Origin of the sequence: Streptomyces sp. 35G-GA-8 (genome assembly GCF_023534745.1) — a bacterium.
Classification (GTDB): Bacteria; Actinomycetota; Actinomycetes; order Streptomycetales; family Streptomycetaceae; genus Streptomyces.
In genome coordinates, this window is record NZ_JAMHJQ010000003.1 from 101,372 (window position 1) to 117,936 (window position 16,565).

18 protein-coding genes are annotated in these 16,565 nt (G+C 70.1%); 6 read left to right on the top strand and 12 right to left on the bottom strand.

What is annotated here, in order from left to right:
* Positions 1-53 precede the first annotated feature (53 nt).
* Positions 54-899 carry a fused MFS/spermidine synthase gene (locus M1203_RS06930; protein ID WP_249948628.1) on the top strand — a complete coding sequence of 282 codons (846 nt, stop codon included), beginning with the start codon at positions 54-56 and terminating at the stop codon, positions 897-899.
* Here the strand turns inward: M1203_RS06930 and M1203_RS06935 are convergent.
* Positions 861-2,228, bottom strand: coding sequence for an MFS transporter (locus M1203_RS06935; protein ID WP_374402199.1), 1,368 nt, complete (start codon positions 2,226-2,228; stop codon positions 861-863). The genes M1203_RS06930 and M1203_RS06935 overlap by 39 nt on opposite strands.
* 56 nt (positions 2,229-2,284) lie before the next feature.
* Positions 2,285-3,385 carry a hypothetical protein gene (locus M1203_RS06940; protein WP_249948629.1) on the bottom strand — a complete coding sequence of 367 codons (1,101 nt, stop codon included), beginning with the start codon at positions 3,383-3,385 and terminating at the stop codon, positions 2,285-2,287.
* A 95-nt stretch (positions 3,386-3,480) separates the two neighbouring features.
* Between M1203_RS06940 and M1203_RS06945 the strand changes: the two genes are divergently transcribed.
* The gene (locus tag M1203_RS06945; RefSeq protein ID WP_249948630.1) at positions 3,481-3,933 is read left to right on the top strand and encodes a DUF4442 domain-containing protein; all 453 of its coding nucleotides are present in this window, start codon (positions 3,481-3,483) and stop codon (positions 3,931-3,933) included.
* 102 nt (positions 3,934-4,035) lie between these two features.
* Positions 4,036-4,689 (top strand): DedA family protein, encoded by a 654-nt coding sequence (locus tag M1203_RS06950; RefSeq protein ID WP_249948631.1) that lies wholly within the window; start codon positions 4,036-4,038, stop codon positions 4,687-4,689.
* Positions 4,690-4,728: 39 nt separating this feature from the next.
* On the opposite strand, the gene M1203_RS06955 is transcribed toward M1203_RS06950, so the two are convergent.
* On the bottom strand, positions 4,729-5,262 hold the full coding sequence (locus M1203_RS06955) for a gamma carbonic anhydrase family protein (protein ID WP_249948632.1): 534 nt from the start codon (positions 5,260-5,262) through the stop codon (positions 4,729-4,731).
* 160 nt (positions 5,263-5,422) lie between these two features.
* Between M1203_RS06955 and M1203_RS06960 the strand changes: the two genes are divergently transcribed.
* Positions 5,423-6,649: a cytochrome P450 gene (locus tag M1203_RS06960; RefSeq protein ID WP_249948633.1), complete on the top strand. Its 1,227-nt coding sequence runs from the start codon at positions 5,423-5,425 to the stop codon at positions 6,647-6,649.
* A gap of 72 nt (positions 6,650-6,721) precedes the next feature.
* On the opposite strand, the gene M1203_RS06965 is transcribed toward M1203_RS06960, so the two are convergent.
* From M1203_RS06965 to M1203_RS06985, 5 genes are all read right to left on the bottom strand, one after another.
* On the bottom strand, positions 6,722-8,002 hold the full coding sequence (locus M1203_RS06965; RefSeq protein ID WP_249948634.1) for a cytochrome P450: 1,281 nt from the start codon (positions 8,000-8,002) through the stop codon (positions 6,722-6,724).
* On the bottom strand, positions 7,999-8,613 hold the full coding sequence (locus M1203_RS06970; RefSeq protein ID WP_249948635.1) for an ATP/GTP-binding protein: 615 nt from the start codon (positions 8,611-8,613) through the stop codon (positions 7,999-8,001). Before M1203_RS06970 ends, M1203_RS06965 begins: the two co-directional genes overlap by 4 nt.
* Positions 8,594-8,953, bottom strand: a complete 360-nt coding sequence (locus tag M1203_RS06975) for a DUF742 domain-containing protein (protein ID WP_249948636.1) — start codon at positions 8,951-8,953, stop codon at positions 8,594-8,596. Before M1203_RS06975 ends, M1203_RS06970 begins: the two co-directional genes overlap by 20 nt.
* A complete protein-coding gene (locus M1203_RS06980) occupies positions 8,950-9,369 on the bottom strand; it encodes a roadblock/LC7 domain-containing protein (RefSeq protein WP_249948637.1) in 420 nt (139 codons plus the stop codon). The genes M1203_RS06975 and M1203_RS06980 overlap by 4 nt, the downstream gene beginning before the upstream one ends.
* Before the next feature lie 118 nt (positions 9,370-9,487).
* Complete coding sequence (locus tag M1203_RS06985) at positions 9,488-11,296, bottom strand: ATP-binding protein (RefSeq protein WP_249948638.1); 1,809 nt, start codon at positions 11,294-11,296, stop codon at positions 9,488-9,490.
* Between the two features lie 608 nt (positions 11,297-11,904).
* Between M1203_RS06985 and M1203_RS06990 the strand changes: the two genes are divergently transcribed.
* Positions 11,905-12,477 carry an XRE family transcriptional regulator gene (locus tag M1203_RS06990; RefSeq protein WP_249948639.1) on the top strand — a complete coding sequence of 191 codons (573 nt, stop codon included), beginning with the start codon at positions 11,905-11,907 and terminating at the stop codon, positions 12,475-12,477.
* A 45-nt stretch (positions 12,478-12,522) separates the two neighbouring features.
* Positions 12,523-13,077, top strand: a complete 555-nt coding sequence (locus M1203_RS06995) for a YbaK/EbsC family protein (RefSeq protein WP_249948640.1) — start codon at positions 12,523-12,525, stop codon at positions 13,075-13,077.
* Positions 13,078-13,243: 166 nt separating this feature from the next.
* Here M1203_RS06995 and M1203_RS07000 read toward each other — a convergent pair whose 3' ends face one another.
* The 4 genes from M1203_RS07000 to M1203_RS07015 form a co-directional block, all read right to left on the bottom strand.
* On the bottom strand, positions 13,244-14,095 hold the full coding sequence (locus M1203_RS07000; protein ID WP_249948641.1) for a maleylpyruvate isomerase family mycothiol-dependent enzyme: 852 nt from the start codon (positions 14,093-14,095) through the stop codon (positions 13,244-13,246).
* A 95-nt stretch (positions 14,096-14,190) separates the two neighbouring features.
* Complete coding sequence (locus tag M1203_RS07005) at positions 14,191-14,598, bottom strand: CoA-binding protein (RefSeq protein ID WP_249948642.1); 408 nt, start codon at positions 14,596-14,598, stop codon at positions 14,191-14,193.
* 47 nt (positions 14,599-14,645) lie between these two features.
* Positions 14,646-15,257, bottom strand: a complete 612-nt coding sequence (locus tag M1203_RS07010) for a DNA-binding response regulator (RefSeq protein ID WP_249948643.1) — start codon at positions 15,255-15,257, stop codon at positions 14,646-14,648.
* A 32-nt stretch (positions 15,258-15,289) separates the two neighbouring features.
* Positions 15,290-16,528 (bottom strand): sensor histidine kinase, encoded by a 1,239-nt coding sequence (locus M1203_RS07015; protein WP_249948644.1) that lies wholly within the window; start codon positions 16,526-16,528, stop codon positions 15,290-15,292.
* Positions 16,529-16,565: the final 37 nt, after the last annotated feature.

Consider the following 16,565-nt stretch of genomic DNA (forward strand, 5'->3'; position numbering starts at 1 on the left):
CCGCGCGCCCGTCCCCCCGGTATCCCGGGGAGGCGGGCGCGCACAATGGAACCGTGAACGAAGCGATCCCCGTCATGCGCGCCGTGGACACCGGCACCGCCAAGCTGCTGCCCGATGTGGACCGGGAGCGTGCCTGGCTGCTCACGGTCGACGGCGCGCCCCAGTCCTATGTCGATCTCGACGAGCCGACCCATCTGGAGTTCGAGTACGTACGGCGTCTCGCCCATGTCATCGACCGCGCGGGCGAGGAGGGCGCTCCGCTCACCGTGCTCCACCTCGGCGGCGGGGCCTGCACCCTGCCCCGCTATGTGGCCGCCACCAGGCCCGGCTCCACGCAATGTGTGGTGGAGGCGGACAGGGGACTGCTGGCGCTGGTCGCGGAGACACTGCCGATACCGGACGGCACCGGCATCGCCGTGCACGGCGCGGACGCACGCCACTGGCTCGAAGCCGCCCGGGACCGCTCCGTGGATGTGCTCGTCGGCGATGTCTTCGGCGGCTCGCGGGTGCCCGCTCATCTCACCTCCGTCGAGTACGCGCGCGAGGCCGCGCGGGTGCTGCGGACGGACGGGGTCTACGCCGCGAACCTCGCCGACGGGGCGCCCTTCGACTTCCTCCGCTCCCAACTGGCCACCTTCGCCACCGTTTTCGAGGAACTGGCGCTGATCGCGGAGCCCGCCGTCCTGCGCGGCCGTCGCTTCGGCAACGCCGTGCTGGTCGCCTCGCACACGGAGATCGACATGGCGGCCCTGGCCCGCCGTACCGCCGCCGACGCCTTCCCCGCCCGGGTCGAACACGGCGCGTCGCTGCGGAAGTTCATCGGGGACGCGGCGCCGGTACGGGACAGCGGCGCCGTACCGTCACCCCGCCCGCCCGACGGTGCCTTCGGCGTCGGCTGACACGGCGGCACTCCCCGCGCTCTCCGCGCTCTTGCCTGTCCCCGCCGCCGGGGTGGTGGAGTCGCGGCGCGTCAGCCGGCGTACGTCCGGCACGGTCAGGACCGCGGCCGTCAGCAGGATGACCAGCGCCGAGCAGCCCCACAGCGCGTAGGTGCGCCCGAAGGCGCTCTCCGCCGGTCCCGCGAGCGCGGTGGCCAACGGAATCATCCCGATCGAGCCCAGCATGTCGTACGCGGAGACCCGGGAGAGCTTCTCCTCGGCGATCTCCTGATGCAGCGCGGTCATCCACGACACCCCGAAGACCTCGACCGCGAGCCCCGTCAGGAACATCACCAGCGCAAGCCCCGCGCCCGGCAGCGGTATCGCGAGCCCGGCGGACGGCAGGGCCAGGGGAAAGACGCACAGCGTGCCCGCGAGCAGCAGCCGGCGCGGCTTCCAGCGCATCATCACCAGCGCGCCGCCCACGGTGCCCGCGCCGAAGGCGGCGAGGGCCAGCCCCCAGGGACCCGCCCCGCCGAGTTCATCGCGGGCGACCAGCGGCCCGTACACCGACTCGGCCGCCACGACGACCGCGTTGACCACCGCGAACTGGACGACGATCGTCCAGAGCCAGGGCCGGCCGATGAACTCCCGCCAGCCGTCCCGCAGATCGGCGATCATCCCGCCGCCCGGCTCACGCGGCGGGATATGACTGACATCGAGGAAGGCGCGCAGCGCCCCGGCCACCAGGAAGGCGGCGGCGTCGACGGCCAGCACCCAGCCGGGGCCGATCACCGCGATGAGCGCCCCGCCCAGCGCGGCGCCGCCGATCCCGGCGCCGTGCATCGACATCCGGTAGAGCGCGAAGGCCCGGGCCGCCTGTTCGCCGCTGACACTGGACATCAGCATGCCCTCGGAGGCCGGGCTGAAGAAGGCGTGGCCCGTGCCGCCGAGCGCGGCCAGCGCCATCATCTGCCAGAGCCGCGCATCGCCCGTCAGCACCAGGGCGGCGAAGGTGGCCTGGGAGACGCAGTTGACCGCGTTGGCGGCGACCATCACCCGGTGCCGGGGCAGCCGGTCCGCCAGCGCGCCGCCGACCAGCAGAAAGAGAACGAGCGGAATCGTACGGGCCGCGGCCACCAGCCCCACGTCGCCCGCGTCGCCGCCCAGTTCGAGCACCGCGAACGCCGAGGCGATCAGCGCGCCCTGGCTGCCCAGATTGGTGGCGATCGCCGCGGCGGTCAGCAGTGTGTAGTTACGGCCTGCCCACGGCGGACGGTGCGGACGGCGGGGACGTCGCGGGCCGGTGTCGGCGTCGCCGTGGGCGTCGGCGTTGGCGGGAGAGGTCACCCGGGGACTATCCCCGCGACCGGTAGCCCGTGCCAACCGATTTTGTCACGTTCCGGTCAGGAGGCCCCGGCCAGTCGGACGGTGCTCATGATCTTCTTGATCGTCGTGTCCGGGATCTCGTCCGGCACGCCCTTGTTGGCGTAGAGCACCCAGGTGGAGAAGTCGCCCTTGGCGTTGGCGAAGGTGAAGGCGATCGACTTGCCGTCGGTGTCGCACTTGTTCTTCTTGGTGAGGCCGGTGACCGTCGCCGTCGCGAAGTGACCCTTGAGCCCGGACGCGGTGGTGTACGCCTCGGCCTCGCTGACCTTCATCTTCTCCTTGAGCGACGCCTCGGACTCCTCCTGGGCGTAGGGGGCCCAGACCCAGCTGCCCGCCTCGTTCCGCGCGGCCGACGCCGTGTCCTCGGCGCCCCTGCCGCCCTTGGTACCGGTGCCCCCGAGGCTGCTGTCCTCCATCTTGCCGTCCTTGTCGGTGTCCTGGGAGCACCACTTGGACTTGTAGAAAGCGGGGGCCGAGAACGTGACGAGAGGGGAGCCGTCGCCCTTCTTCGCGTCCTCGAAGCCGGATATCACGCCCGGCTTGTCGACCTCCCAGTCGGCGGGAACGTCGAATCGCGTCCCGTGCTTCGGGTTGGTCACGACCTTCCAGCCGGGGATGGTCGGCTCGGCGGCGGAGCCGTCCCGGGGGTTGTCGACGGACGGGGCGGCGGACGGCTCACTCGACGGGGAGGCGGAGGAGGACGCCTTGGCGTCGTCCGCGGCGTTGTCGACCTTTGTGTCGTCCCCGCCGATCACGAAGAACGCGGTGCCCGCCGCGGCGATCACGACCACCGCGGCGGCGACGACAGCGACGACCGTCGTGTTCTTCTTCTTGTCCGGTCCGGGACCGGGCGGACCGGGCTGCCCCGATACGGCGTACTGCTGCGGCACGGTCGGCTGCTGGTACGGGTTGGGCTGCTGGTACCCCTGCTGCGGATAACCGGGCTGCTGCGGATACCCCGGCTGCTCCTGTCCCGGCTGCTGCGGCGGGTAGCCCGGCTGCTGATATCCCGGCTGTTGATAGGGATTCGGCTGCTGATACCCCGGCTGCTGGTACGGATTGGGATTCTGGTCCTGCGGGTTCTGCTCGCCCCCGGGCGGCTGCTGTCCTTGCCACATGGCGAGTAACGATAGAGGGGTCCGCCGGGCGGCTGCCACGTCCGCCCCGTCAGGGGATGGTGAAGCTCTGCTACTCGCAGGTAACATCGCATGTCATGACCACGGATCAGCTGCCCCTCGGCGAGACGCTCGCCGCCACGGTTCCCATGATCAGGACCCTGGGACTGGAGTTTCTGGAGACCACGGCGGAACGGGCCGTCCTGCGCCTGCCCGACCAGCCCGACTACCACAACCACCTCGGCGGACCGCACGCCGGAGCGATGTTCACCCTCGCTGAGTCGGCCAGCGGCGCCGTCGTGCTCGCCGCCTTCGGCGACCAGCTCCAGCGCGCGGTCCCGCTCGCTGTCACGGCGGAGATCGGCTACCGGAAACTCGCCAAGGGGATCGTGACGGCCACCGCCACGCTGGGCCGCCCCGCGGCGGACGTCGTCGCGGAGCTGGACGCCGGAGAGCGGCCGGAGTTTCCGGTGGCCGTCACTCTCACCCGTGAGGACGGAGCGGTCACCGGAGAGATGACCGTCGTCTGGACCCTCCGACCCCATTCCTGACCTCGTCCGCGTTCCTGACCCCACCCGCCCACCAGGTAGGCTGCCCGGCGTGCGCCTGGCCAGGCGCACGCCGGGCAGCGGAACCAACGAGAGGAACCGGCGGTGCACGTCCAGGAGTGGCTGGAGACCGTCCCCGCGGTCAGCGTCTATCTCCTGGTGGGGGTGGTCATCGGGCTCGAAAGCCTCGGGATCCCGCTGCCGGGTGAGATCGTCCTCGTCAGCTCGGCGCTGCTCGCCTCCCAGCACGGCGACATCAATCCGTACATCCTCGGCGCCTGCGCCACCGCCGGGGCGATCATCGGCGACTCGATCGGCTATGCCATCGGGCGCAAGGGCGGCAGGCCGCTGCTCGCCCGGCTCGGCGGGAAGTTCCCCAAGCACTTCGGCGAGGCCCAGATCGCCATGGCGGAGCGATCGTTCCAGAAGTGGGGCATGTGGGCCGTCTTCTTCGGCCGCTTCGTCGCCCTGCTGCGGATCTTCGCCGGACCGCTCGCGGGCGTGCTGCACATGCCGTACTGGAAGTTCCTGATCGCCAATGTGCTGGGCGGCATCCTCTGGGCGGGCGGTACGACCGCCGTCGTCTACTCGGTGGGCGTGGTCGCCGAGGCCTGGCTCAAGCGCTTCTCCTGGCTCGGTCTGCTGCTCGCGGTGCTGATCGGGATCGTGTCCATGCTCGTCCTGAGGAACCGCGCGAAGAAGGCCGGGGAGCCGAAGCCGTCCGCGGGCGACCCGGAACCCGTACCCGCCGCGGAGTAGGGACCGTGCGTGCCCGGGAGTCCGCTCCCGGGCCGGGCGTCATCGGTCCTCGTGCGTCCCGCGGTGGGCCTTCGCCAGCTCCAGATAGCCCGCCGCGTTCAGCCTGATCCCCGCCCGCTCCTCCTCGGTCAGCTCGCGCTTGACCTTGGCGGGCACCCCCGCGACCAGCGAGCCCGGCGGCACCCGCATGCCCTGCGGTACGAGCGACTGCGCCGCGACCAGTGACCCCGCGCCGATGTGGGCGCCGTTGAGGACCGTCGCGCCCATGCCGATCAGCACATCGTCCTCGACCGTGCAGCCGTGCAGCACCGCGTTGTGACCGACCGAGACGCGCTCGCCGACCGTGAGCGGGAAACCGGGGTCGCAGTGCAGGGTGCAGTTGTCCTGGACGTTGGTGTCGGCGCCCACCACGATCGGCCCGCAGTCGGCCCTGAGCACCGCCTGGTACCAGATGCTCGCACCCGCCGCGACGGTGACATCGCCGACCACCACGGACGTCGGCGCGGTGAACGCGGCGGCGTCGACACGCGGGGACTTTCCGCCCACACCGGTGATCAGTGCCCGTTCCGTCATGACGTCTCCTCCATGCTGATCGGAGTTACACCGTAAGCGATCACTCCTGACACAGGGACCTCAGGTCGGGTGAGGAGATGACTGTTTCTGATGACGGTTGATCAATAACCTTGGCTGAGAAGCCCGTTATCGATCGGGCTGATACTGAACGAGGAGCTCCATGGCCACCGCACATCAGGTCCCCGACATCCTGTCGCCCGAGTTCGCCGAGAACCCGTATCCGGCCTACAGCGTGATGCGCCAGAGCGCGCCGCTCATCTGGCACGAGGCCACGAAGAGCTACATCATCTCGCGCTACGAGGACGTCGAGCGCGTCTTCAAGGACAAGGAGTCGGAGTTCACCACCGACAACTACGACTGGCAGATCGAGCCCGTGCACGGCAAAACGATCCTCCAGCTGAGCGGCCGGGAGCACGCGGTGCGCCGGGCGCTGGTCGCCCCCGCCTTCCGCGGCAGCGATCTGCGGGACAAGTTCCAGCCGGTCATCGACCGCAACTCGCGTGAACTGATCGACGCCTTCCGGCACACCGGATCCGCCGATCTGGTCACGGACTACGCCACCCGCTTCCCCGTCAATGTCATCGCCGACATGCTGGGCCTCGACAAGGCCGACCACGCCCGGTTCCACGGCTGGTACACCGCGGTCATCGCCTTCCTGGGCAACCTCTCCGGCGACCCGGAGGTCGCGGCGGCCGGTGAGCGTACCCGCGTCGAGTTCGCCGAGTACATGCTGCCGATCATCCAGCACCGGCGCGACAACCTCGGGGACGATCTGCTCTCCTCGCTCTGCGCCGCCGAGGTCGACGGCGTACGGATGAGCGACGAGGACATCAAGGCGTTCTGCAGCCTGCTGCTCGCGGCCGGCGGGGAGACCACCGACAAGGCGATCGCCAGCGTCTTCGCGAATCTGCTGCTCCACCCCGACCAGCTGGCGGCCGTACAGCGGGACCGCGCGCTGATCGACCGGGCCTTCGCGGAGACGCTCCGGTTCACCCCGCCGGTGCATATGATCATGCGGCAGGCCGCCAAGGACGTCGAGGTCACCGGCGGGACCATCCCGACCGGAGCCACGGTCACCTGTCTGATCGGCGCCGCCAACCGCGACGGCTCGCGCTACCAGGAGCCGGACCGTTTCAATATCTTCCGGGACGATCTGACCACCACGACCGCGTTCTCCGCGGCGGCCGACCATCTGGCGTTCGCGCTCGGCCGGCACTTCTGCGTCGGCGCCCTGCTGGCGAAGGCGGAGGTCGAGACCGGCGTCAACCAACTGCTCGACGCCATGCCGGACATCCGTCTCGCCGACGGGTTCGACCCGTTCGAGCAGGGCGTGTTCACGCGCGGACCGCAGACGCTGCCCGTGCGTTTCACCCCGGTGAAGGGCTGACGGCATCCGCCGGGCCCGGGTTTCCGGGCCCGGCGGCCGGGCACCGGCGGCTGACCGGTGAAGACGGCTCCGCTACTGCACGACCGGGGTGAAGCTCACCGGCAGCGCGGTCAGCCCCCGCATCCAGATGGACGGCCGCCACCGCAGCTCGTTCGGCTCGACCGCGAGCACCACGTCCGGCAGCCGCTCGAGCAACGTCTCCACCGCGGTGCGCGCGATGACATCGGCCAGCAGCGGGGCCGGGTAGGGGCAGCGGTGCTCACCGTTGCTGAACGACAGATGCGCGGAGTTCTCCGGGCCGATATGGCCCTCCGGCCAGATCTGCGGATCGGTGTTGGCCGCGGCGAGCCCCAGGACCAGACAGTCGCCCGCCTTGATGTGCCGGCCGCCGAGCTGGGTGTCGCGCACCGCCCACCGGCCGATGAAGTTCTGCGTCGGCGTGTCCAGCCACAGCACCTCGTTCAGCGCCTGACCGACGCTGAGCCGGCCGCCCGACACGTTCAGCGCGAACCGGTCGTCGGTCAGCAGCAGTCGCAGGGTGTTGCAGATCCAGTTGGCGGTCGGCTGCTGCGCGGCGGCGATGACGGTGATCAGGTCGACGACCATCTCCTCGTCCGTCAGCCCGGCCGGGTGGCTCAGCATCCGGGAGGTGATGTCGGACCCCGGGTTGTTCCGCTTGTCCTTGACCAGCCGCTGCATCCGCTCCATCACCCGCACATAGGCGGCGACCGGGTCGTCACCCTCGGCGGCGTCCAGCGAGATCCGCAGATCGCGGACCAGGTCGTCGGTGTCGACGCCGTCGGCCGGCATGCCGCAGAGCCGCACCACGGCCCGCATCGGCAGCGCGTGCGCGAACGCGCTCATCAGCTCGGCCTGCCCGCTGCCGGCGAAGGCGTCGATGAGCCCCTCGGCGATCTCGCGGCAGGTATGGGCCAGTTCGAACTGGTCGACGGCCTCCAGCGCCTCGGTGATCACACCGGCCCTGCGCTGGTGCTCCGGTCCCTCGGCGAACATCACCGACGGCTGGTAGCCGACGAACGGCATCAGCGGCCAGTCGGGCGGGATCGACGGCCACTGGTTCCAGCGCCGTGAGTCCCGGGCGAACAGCTCGTCGTGGTTGGTGACATACGAGACCTCGGTATAGCCGAGCACCAGCCAGGCGGGGATGCCCCCGTCAAGAACGACGGGCGCGATCGCGCCGTGCTCCCTGCGCAGGGTGCGGTACAGCTGGGACGGGGTCTGCTGGTACTCCAGGCCGCTCAGCGCGACGGCGTCCTCCTGCGCGCCGGCGTGCGCGGGGCACCCGGGTGGCGGGAGGGCCTGGTCGAGGGAGAGGTCTGCGGGGTCGGTCATGAGGTCATCTCCCGGGCCATCGCCAGTTCGTAGAGGTGGTCCACGAGGGTGATCAGTACGTTCTTGCCGGACGAGCGCACCCGCGCGTCGCAGTCGATCAGCGGCACATGATCGGGCAGCGAGAGCGCCTGCCTGATCTCCGCCAGTGAGAACGCCGAGACATCGTCGTCGAACCGGTTGACCGCGACCACGAACGGGGTCCTGTGGTGCTCCAGCCGGTCGATCGCGTACCAGGACTCGCTCATCCGCCGGGTGTCGACCAGTACGACCGCGCCCAGTGTGCCCGAGAAGAGCCGGTCCCAGAGGAACCAGAACCTCTCCTGTCCGGGCGCCCCGAACAAATAGAGCACCATACGGTCGTTGAGACTGATCCGGCCGAAGTCGAAGGCCACGGTCGTGGTGGTCTTGGTGGTCAGCCCGACCGTCTCGTCGACACCGACCCCGGCCTGCGTCATGACCTCTTCGGTATTGAGCGGCCGGATCTCGCTCACCGACCGTACGAGGGTGGTCTTGCCCACCCCGAATCCGCCCACGATGACAATCTTGAGACCGGTCTCGGCGGCGTCGGCCAGTGGAGTACGGGCCGGCAGCTCAGAGGTTACGGAGTCCAAGGAGCACCTCCTTCAGAAGGGCGGAGTCGGGCAGCTCCGCAGAGCGTGCCGCACGGGGATGCCGGGCGGTGATCCGGCCCGTCGCGAGGAGATCACCGAGGAGGATCCGCACCACCGTCACCGGCAGCCGCAGCTCCGCGGAGATCTCGACGACCGCTGTGGGATGACGGCACAGTTCCAGAATCCGGACATGCTCCGACTGCATCCCCTGCGTCGGTTCGCACTCGCTGACGATCAGGGTGACCAGATCGAACGAGTCGTCGTCGACCCGGCTGCGGCCACCGGTGACGGTGTACAGCCGGTCGGGATCCCCGGTGTCGACGGGCCGGCGGGGGGTCATGACGGAGAACTCTCCTGGACCCACGCACGCGGCTCGGCCCGCAAATGCTCACCGATCTGCTCGACCAGCTCGGTCATCTGATGGCCCACCACACCCGGATCGGCGCCGTCCTCGGCCACGACCGCGAGATGCGCTCCGTCACCGGCCTCGACGATGAACAGCAGTCCGCCGTGGAATTCGGTCATCGAGTGGCGTACGCCGCCGGTGCCGTTGCCGAACTCCACCGAGGCGCCCTGGGCGAGCGCCTGGATACCGGAACAGATGGCCGCCAGCTGGTCGGCCTGGTCGAGGGTGAGGTGACGGCTCCAGCAGAGCTTCAGCCCGTCACGGGAGAGCACCAGCGCGTGCCGGGTGCCGGGGGTGCGTTCCAACAGGCTCTCAAGGAGCCAGGTCAGGCTGTTGTCAGTGGTCTGCATGGTGTGCGTGGAACGGGTGGTACCGGGCTGACCGGTCACCCGCCCGTGCCTCCAATCTCGCGTTCCGGGTGGGGAAGGGCGCCAAGACCCCGGGCGCCGTACGGGGAGCGGGCGGCCCTTACTCGGCCGGGGTCCCGGACGTGCCGTCAGGATCCTTCGTACCGCCGGTTCCGGGCGCGTCCTGGGCGCCGCCCGTGCCTGACGCGCCCTTCGAGGGGCGGCGCGCACGGTGGAAGGCGCCGAACTGGGAGCCCGCGTCGCGGCCCGGCCGGGCGCCGTCGCTCTCCGACTCGGACTCCGGCTGCGGCCGGCCCCGGTCGGCGGCGGCCATGGTGCGGCCGGGCGGGCGGACCGGCAGACCGTTGGGTGTCGCCACGCGGGGGCCGTCCCCGGGAGAGGACGGGGAGGGCGGGTTGGACGGCGTGGACGGGGAGGGCGGTACGGGGGAGACCGACGGCGCGGACGAGTGGGGCGGGGCCGACGGGGCCGCCGTGCCCCGCGGGGCCGAGGTGACCGGCGGGTCGGCGGCGACCGTCGCCTCCGGGGCCGGGCGCAGCAGGAACTGCTCCGGTGCCATACCGCGCTGCTGGGCCATGAGCTGCGGCGGGAAGAGGACCACGACGCCCGTACCGCCGCGGGACGAGGGCCGGTAGTTGACACTGATGTGGTACTTGGCGGCCAGCCTGCCGACCACGGCGAGCCCGAGCCGGGTGCCCTGGAGCATCGCCAGGTCGGTGACCCGTCCGGAGACGGACTCCTCGGCACGCCGCATGGCGGCGGCGGCCATCTTCAGACCGCTGTCCTCGATGGTCACCACGATTCCGGCGGTGCGCTCCTCGACATAGACATGGACCTCGTCGATGGGCGGGGAGAAGTTCGCCGCGTTGTCCATGAGTTCGGCGAGGAGGTGCATCACGGGCTCGGCGGCGAACCCGGCGATCGCGGCGCTGCTCGAACAGTGCAGCCTGACCCGCTGGTACGCGGCGATCCGGCCCACCGCGCCGCGCAGGATGCTCTCCATGGCGATCGGCTTGTTCCAGGCGCGGCTCGGGCGCCCGCCCATCAGCAGGGCCAGCCGGTCGGTGAGCAGCCCGAGCTGCGAGGTGTTGTGGTCGAGCTTGAGGAGATCCCCGAAGACCTCTTCGCCGTATCGATCCTGCATGTCGCGCAGATCGGCGAGCATGCTCACGGCCTTCGCCTGGACCCGGCTCAGCGCCTTGGCGCTGGCCGCCTGCGCCGCCGCGGCCCGTCGCTCGCTGGTGGCGAAGTTCCTGACCACGGTGTCCAGCAGGACCCGCAGCCGTGGATCGGAGGGCGGCTCGATGGTGCCGAGTACGGTGTCCGCGGAGCCGCCGGAGCGCAGTCCGCCGAGCGCGTCGGGAAGCGTCTTGGCGGTGAGCAGATCCAACTCGTCGGCGGCCCGCGTCAGCTGGGCGACGGCCCGCTCGCTCTCGGCGGTCGCGTGGGCGGCGCGCTGGGCGGAGTCGGCGATCTCGGTCGTGAACATCTCCAGCAGACGCCGCAGTTGGGGGTCGGACGGCGCCGGGGTGGACTCCAGGGTCTCGTCGGCGCCCGCGCCGTCCCGGACTCTCTTGACCACCGCGGGCAGCGCGACGTTCAGCAAATGCGCCGAGTCCGCGCCGAGTTGGGTCAGCCGTGACTGTGTCGCCCGTGTCTCGTTCTCGGCGGTGTCCGCCGAGCGCCGGCGGCCCCGCAGCAGCAGCGCGGCGGTGACGGCCGTGGCCGCCAGACACACCCAGGCGACGGCGACGGTGGCGGCCACCCAACTACGGGCCGCCGCGGGCGCCGTCGCGGCCACGGCGCCTCCCGCCGCGGCGGAGACCACCAGCAGGGCCAGGGGTACGGCGAGCGGCAGAGTCCGTGCCCTGCGTATGCGGCGCGGGCGGGGGGCGACAGGCACTGACATTCCGCGGTCCCTCGGGTGCTTGAGTGCGGGGGATAAAGACCGGCCGACCAGCGCGCTTCGGCCGCACAGGCGGGATCTGACACCGATGGGGACGGTGATCTTCCGCACCACATGTGGCGCTCATGCTAACCACGCCGCGCGCTCGTGGAACACACAGATCGCCCGGAGCCCACTCAACGGAGGAGTTCGTCCCGAAGTCACCCACCGGCCAGGGTGGGCATGGTAAATAGAATGAATCGCTGAAGCCTCTGTCATATGCGCAAACATCGCGTCTGCCATGCCCGAAGCTGGTATGCCGATGTCCGTTCGGTGCTCCGGACGCCCGCCGAGGGCCCGTTGAGGCCCGGTGTGGTCAACTGCTTTCAGCCAACCGTACGGTCACATTGGCCGCTCGAAGCCCCAGGGGAGGCGCTCGGGAGACCACACCTTAGGGGTGAGCCTTACCGTACGTTGTGCGGGGGTCACTCGATGTCCGGCAGCGCCGTTTCCGCCTGGCGCGAGCGATACGCGGTCGTAGGGGACCTCGCAGTACAGTGCGGTGAACGATGGGGTGCACCACGCCATAGTGCAGTCCATTGAACTGCCTCATTGAGCATATTGGACGGAATGTGTCGGACCTCGATCAGCTCACCCAGTCGCTCGCCCGCAATCTCAGACGCTGGCGCGGTGAACGGGGCTTCACCCTCGACGCGCTGGCGGCCAGGGCGGGAGTCAGCCGTGGAATGATCATCCAGATCGAGCAGGCCCGTACCAATCCCAGCGTCGGCACCACCGTCAAGCTCGCCGACGCGCTCGGTGTCTCGATCACCACCCTCCTCGACTACGAGCAGGGCCCGCAGGTCAGGATCGTGCCTGCGGACCAGGCCGTACGGATGTGGTCCACGCCCGCGGGCAGCCACACGACGCTGCTCGTCGGCACCGAGGCCCGCGGACCACTCGAACTGTGGCGGTGGGTCCTGCTGCCGGGGGAGGCCAGCTCGTCCGACCCGCATCCGCCGGGCACCACCGAACTGCTCCATGTGACCGCCGGGGAACTGACGCTCGTCGTCGACGGCGAACCGCACGCCGTGCCCGAGGGCGCCTCGGCGGCCTTCGAGGCGAGCGTGCCGCACGTCTACCGCAACGAAGGCGCCGAGACCGTCGAGATGATCATGTCCGTGTCGATCCCGCCCGTACGCTGAGCCGCCCGCTCCGTGGTGGTGGGGCGGCTTGTTAGCGTGGCATCCATGCGCGCTCCCCTGGGAAACTTCGACAACGCCAGACCCGCCCCTGACTGCCTCGAAGAACTGACACCACCCGTCGCCGACGCCGTGCGCGCCTGGCGCGGCGATGTCCCCGCCGAACAACTGGTGTACGTCGACACCGACCCGGCGATCGCGGACACGGCGGTCTTCGCCGAACACCACGGCCCCGGACTGCTCGACCGATCCGCGAACTGCGTGGTCGTGGCGGGCAAGCGGGGCGGCGAGTCGACGCTCGCGGCGTGTGTCGTGCTCTCCCGCACCCGCGTCGACGTCAACGGCGTGGTCCGCCGACAACTGGGCGCGCGCAAAGCCTCGTTCGCCGCGATGGACACGGCCGTGGGCGAGACCGGCATGGAGTACGGGGGCATCACCCCGATCGGCCTGCCCGCGTCCTGGCCGCTGCTGGTGGACTCCGCCGTGCTCGACACCGACTGGGTCCTGATCGGCAGCGGCCGGCGCCGCGGCAAGCTGATCGTCCCGGGCAAGATCTTCGGCGGCCTGCCGGGCGCGGTGGTGCTGGAGGGTTTGGGCGTCTGACCGCGGCAGGGTGCCCCCCCCATCGCAAGGGCGGAGGAGCGTCGGCACGGCACCTGAGACGATCATCCGGTCCGGCTCCCTGATCGACGAGACCGTCCGCGAGCGCGCCTGCCGGAAGCTCGCCGCCTGGCCCGGAGGCCGAAGTCAACCGATGGATACAGGACGCTCAGTAGACGATGGACACGATCTGGCAGGCAGCTCCGGCTAGCTGACGTTCCCCCCGGATGTTGGCGCGTGTCAGGGCTGTACTGGGCTCGATGCCACGGGTGCACAAGAGCCAGGCCGTCTCTGCGTCCAGCGTCACCGATGCGGTCGGCCGCCCGTCGGGTGCCGCGGCCAGTGACCATCGGCCCTCAGTTGCCGTCACGGTCCAGATGCCGCCGGCTGGACCACTGATGGCCATCCGGACCTGGGCTCCGTCGGCTGCTGAGGTGCCGTGCATCGTGTGAGGCAGGGCCCGCATGAAGGTGTCCAGGACCGTGGCGAGAGCCCGAGGCTCCGAATCCGTGCCACGGCCGGTGGCATGGCGAATCTGCTGGCGGTGCGTCCAGTACTCGGTGAACTCCCGGGCGATGTCCAGCCATGCAGGTGCTGGATCTGCCCCTGCCCAGGACACCCCCAGTCCCGCGGTACCGAGGTCGGCGGCCTCGAATTGCCGGTTGACCTGGGCACCTGCCAGTTCCAGAGCTTCGATGAGCTCGACCGGGCTGTGACCGGTGTGGAGATTGATCCAGTCCTGATTGACGCGATGGATGAACGCTTCCACGGTCTCGCCGGGTGCGAAGGCAGGCCGAAATCCCTCTGTGCTCCAGCCGAGGCGGCCGCGGTAGTCACCGAGGACGTGTGCGGCGAGGTCCTTCACGCTCCAGCCCGGGACCGCCGGCTCGTTCCATTCAGCAGGTCGCAGCGCGCGCAGCAGGTCCAGGAGGGAAGCCATCTCCGGCCCGAACAGAGGGCGGGCGTCGATCGGTGTGCCTAGCCAGGACGCGTCGGACAGGCCGTTGGTCTGGGGACTCATATGCGGAGCCTGGCAGTCTGCCGGCCCAGCCTGCCAGCGGAATACCGTCCTCGCGCGGAGCCCCCCCAGCTTCTGGTCCAGGACTTCCCGTGGGGTCAGCCGAGCTGTGGGATCTCGATCGCGGGGCAGCGGTCCATGACCATGTCGAGGCCCGCCGCGCGGGTGCGGTCGTAGGCCTGTTCGTCGACCACGCCGAGCTGGAACCAGACGGCCTTCGCGCCGATCGCCGTCGCCTCGTCCGCGACCGCGCCCGCCAGCTCGCTGTTGACGAAGACGTCCACGACATCGACCGGGAAGGGGATGTCGGCCAGCGAGGCGTAGCCCTGCTCGCCGTGGACCGGCTCGGCCTTGGGGTGGACGGGCACGACGCGCTTGCCGTAGCGCTGGAGCACCGCCGCGACGCCGTAGGCCGCGCGGGACGGGTTGTCGGACAGTCCCACCACGGCCCAGGTGTCGCCGCTCTGCGTCAGGATCTTACGGATGGTCTCCGTGTCTGCGTACATGACCTGAATAACGGCCCACCGCGCCTGGGCATTCCGCCGGACACGACCTAGAGCAGCCAGTCCGCCTCCTGCGCGATCCTGATCGCGTCGACCCGGTTCCGCGCGTTCAGCTTGGCCACGATCGTCGTCAGATAGTTTCGTACGGTGCCCGGTGACAGATGCAGCTCCCGGGCGATCTCCTGGGCCTCCGACCCCTCCGCCGCCCTCCGCAGCACCTCCGTCTCCCGCTCGGTCAACGGAGACTCGGCGCCGTCCCACGCCGAGAGCGCGAGCTGCGCGTCGATCACCCGGTGGCCGGCGACCACCCGCCGTACCGCCGCGGCCAGTTCCTGGGGTGGCGCGTCCTTGAGCAGATAGCCGGAGACATGCGCCGACAGCGCGCGCCGGAGCGTTCCCGGCCGGCCCAGGCTGGTGAGGATCAGCGTCCGGCACTCGGGCAGCGACTCCCGCAGCCGGGCCGCCGCCGTCAGCCCGTCGATCCCCGGCAGATCGATATCGATGATCGCGACATCGGGGCGGTGCTCCAGAGCGGCCGGCAGGATGAGGTCGCCGCGCTCCAGCTCACAGACGACCTTGAGATCGCTCTCCAGGTTCAGCAGAGCCACCAGCGCTCCACGGACCATGTTCATGTCTTCGGCCAGCAGAATGCGGATGGCCATGAATCGGGTCTCCTCCTCGGATCCAACAGGGCCTAAGCCGCGGAGTCCCGAGCGTAGATGTCGTCGTCCACATCGGGCACCCCTCTGATCAGTTGGGCGGGCGCCTCGGCCATCAGCCGGAAGGTCCCGTCCGCGCCGCGTGCGATGGACAGCCGGCCCGACACGGCACGCAGCCGTGTCTCCAGATTCCCCAGACCGCTGCCGCTGTGCGGCGAGGAGTCGCGGTACGCCGGATCGACGCCGTCGTTGGACACGGACAGCCGCACCAGCCCGCCTTCCTGAATGGCCTCGATGTCGCAGACACACGCGCGTGAGTGCCGCAGCAGATTGGTGATCGCCTCGCGCAGCACCGCGGCGAGTACGGTGTCGACCGGCTGACTGATCTTCCCGAGCCGGACGGTGGCCCGCACCTTCACATCCGCGGCGGTGAGCAGGGACTGCGCCGAGCCGAGCTCCTGTTCCAGCGAGAGCCCGCGCAGCCCGCTGGCGACCGTACGCACATCGGCGAGCGACTGCCGTGAGATCGCCAGGACCTCGCTGATCTCGTCCATCGCGCGCCGAGGATGCGTCGGCACCAGCCGGTGGATCAGCTCGCTCTTCAGTGTGATCGCGGAGAGGCTGTAGCCCAGCAGATCGTGCAAGTCCCGCGCGAAGCGCAGCCGTTCCTGTGTGACCGCCATACGGGTCAGCTCGACCCGGGTGTCGTGCAGTGCCCGGACCAGCTCGGCCATCCTGGAGAGCCCGTACACGACCAGGCCGGTCAGCAGGGTCGACTGGCACAGATAGAAGGCCTCGCGCAGGGGGAGGCGTTCCACGATCGGGGGGACGAGCATGCTGATCCCCACCGCTCCATAGGCGAACCAGGCCCGCCGGCCGGGCAGGAGCAGCAGCAGCGACCCCGCGAGAAACCCGGCCATCGCCCCCCACTGGGAGTGAAAGGCCGCGATCGGCAGATAGGTGAGCAGCGCCTGCGTACCGAGCGTCACCCACTTCTGCCAGGTGGGGGCACGGCGGGCCGTGGCGCTGGAATGTCTCAGTTGCAGCAGGAAGATGAGCACCATCCCGGCCAGGGACGCGGTCAGGGCGAAGGTGCTGTGATCCACTCCTACGAGATTGACGACGGTGACGCTCAGATAGCCGAGAAGAGCGATCGTCAGGATGACGCGGGCCAGCTGAGGAGCCGGCAGATCCGGTGGGGCCGCGGGGCCGTGCGTCGCCCCGTCCTTCTCCCCGGGCCGGACATTCTCTGTGCATCCGTCGCGACTTCGCATGATCGTGAGTCTTCGCAGCCTTCCCCGTCGAACCTCC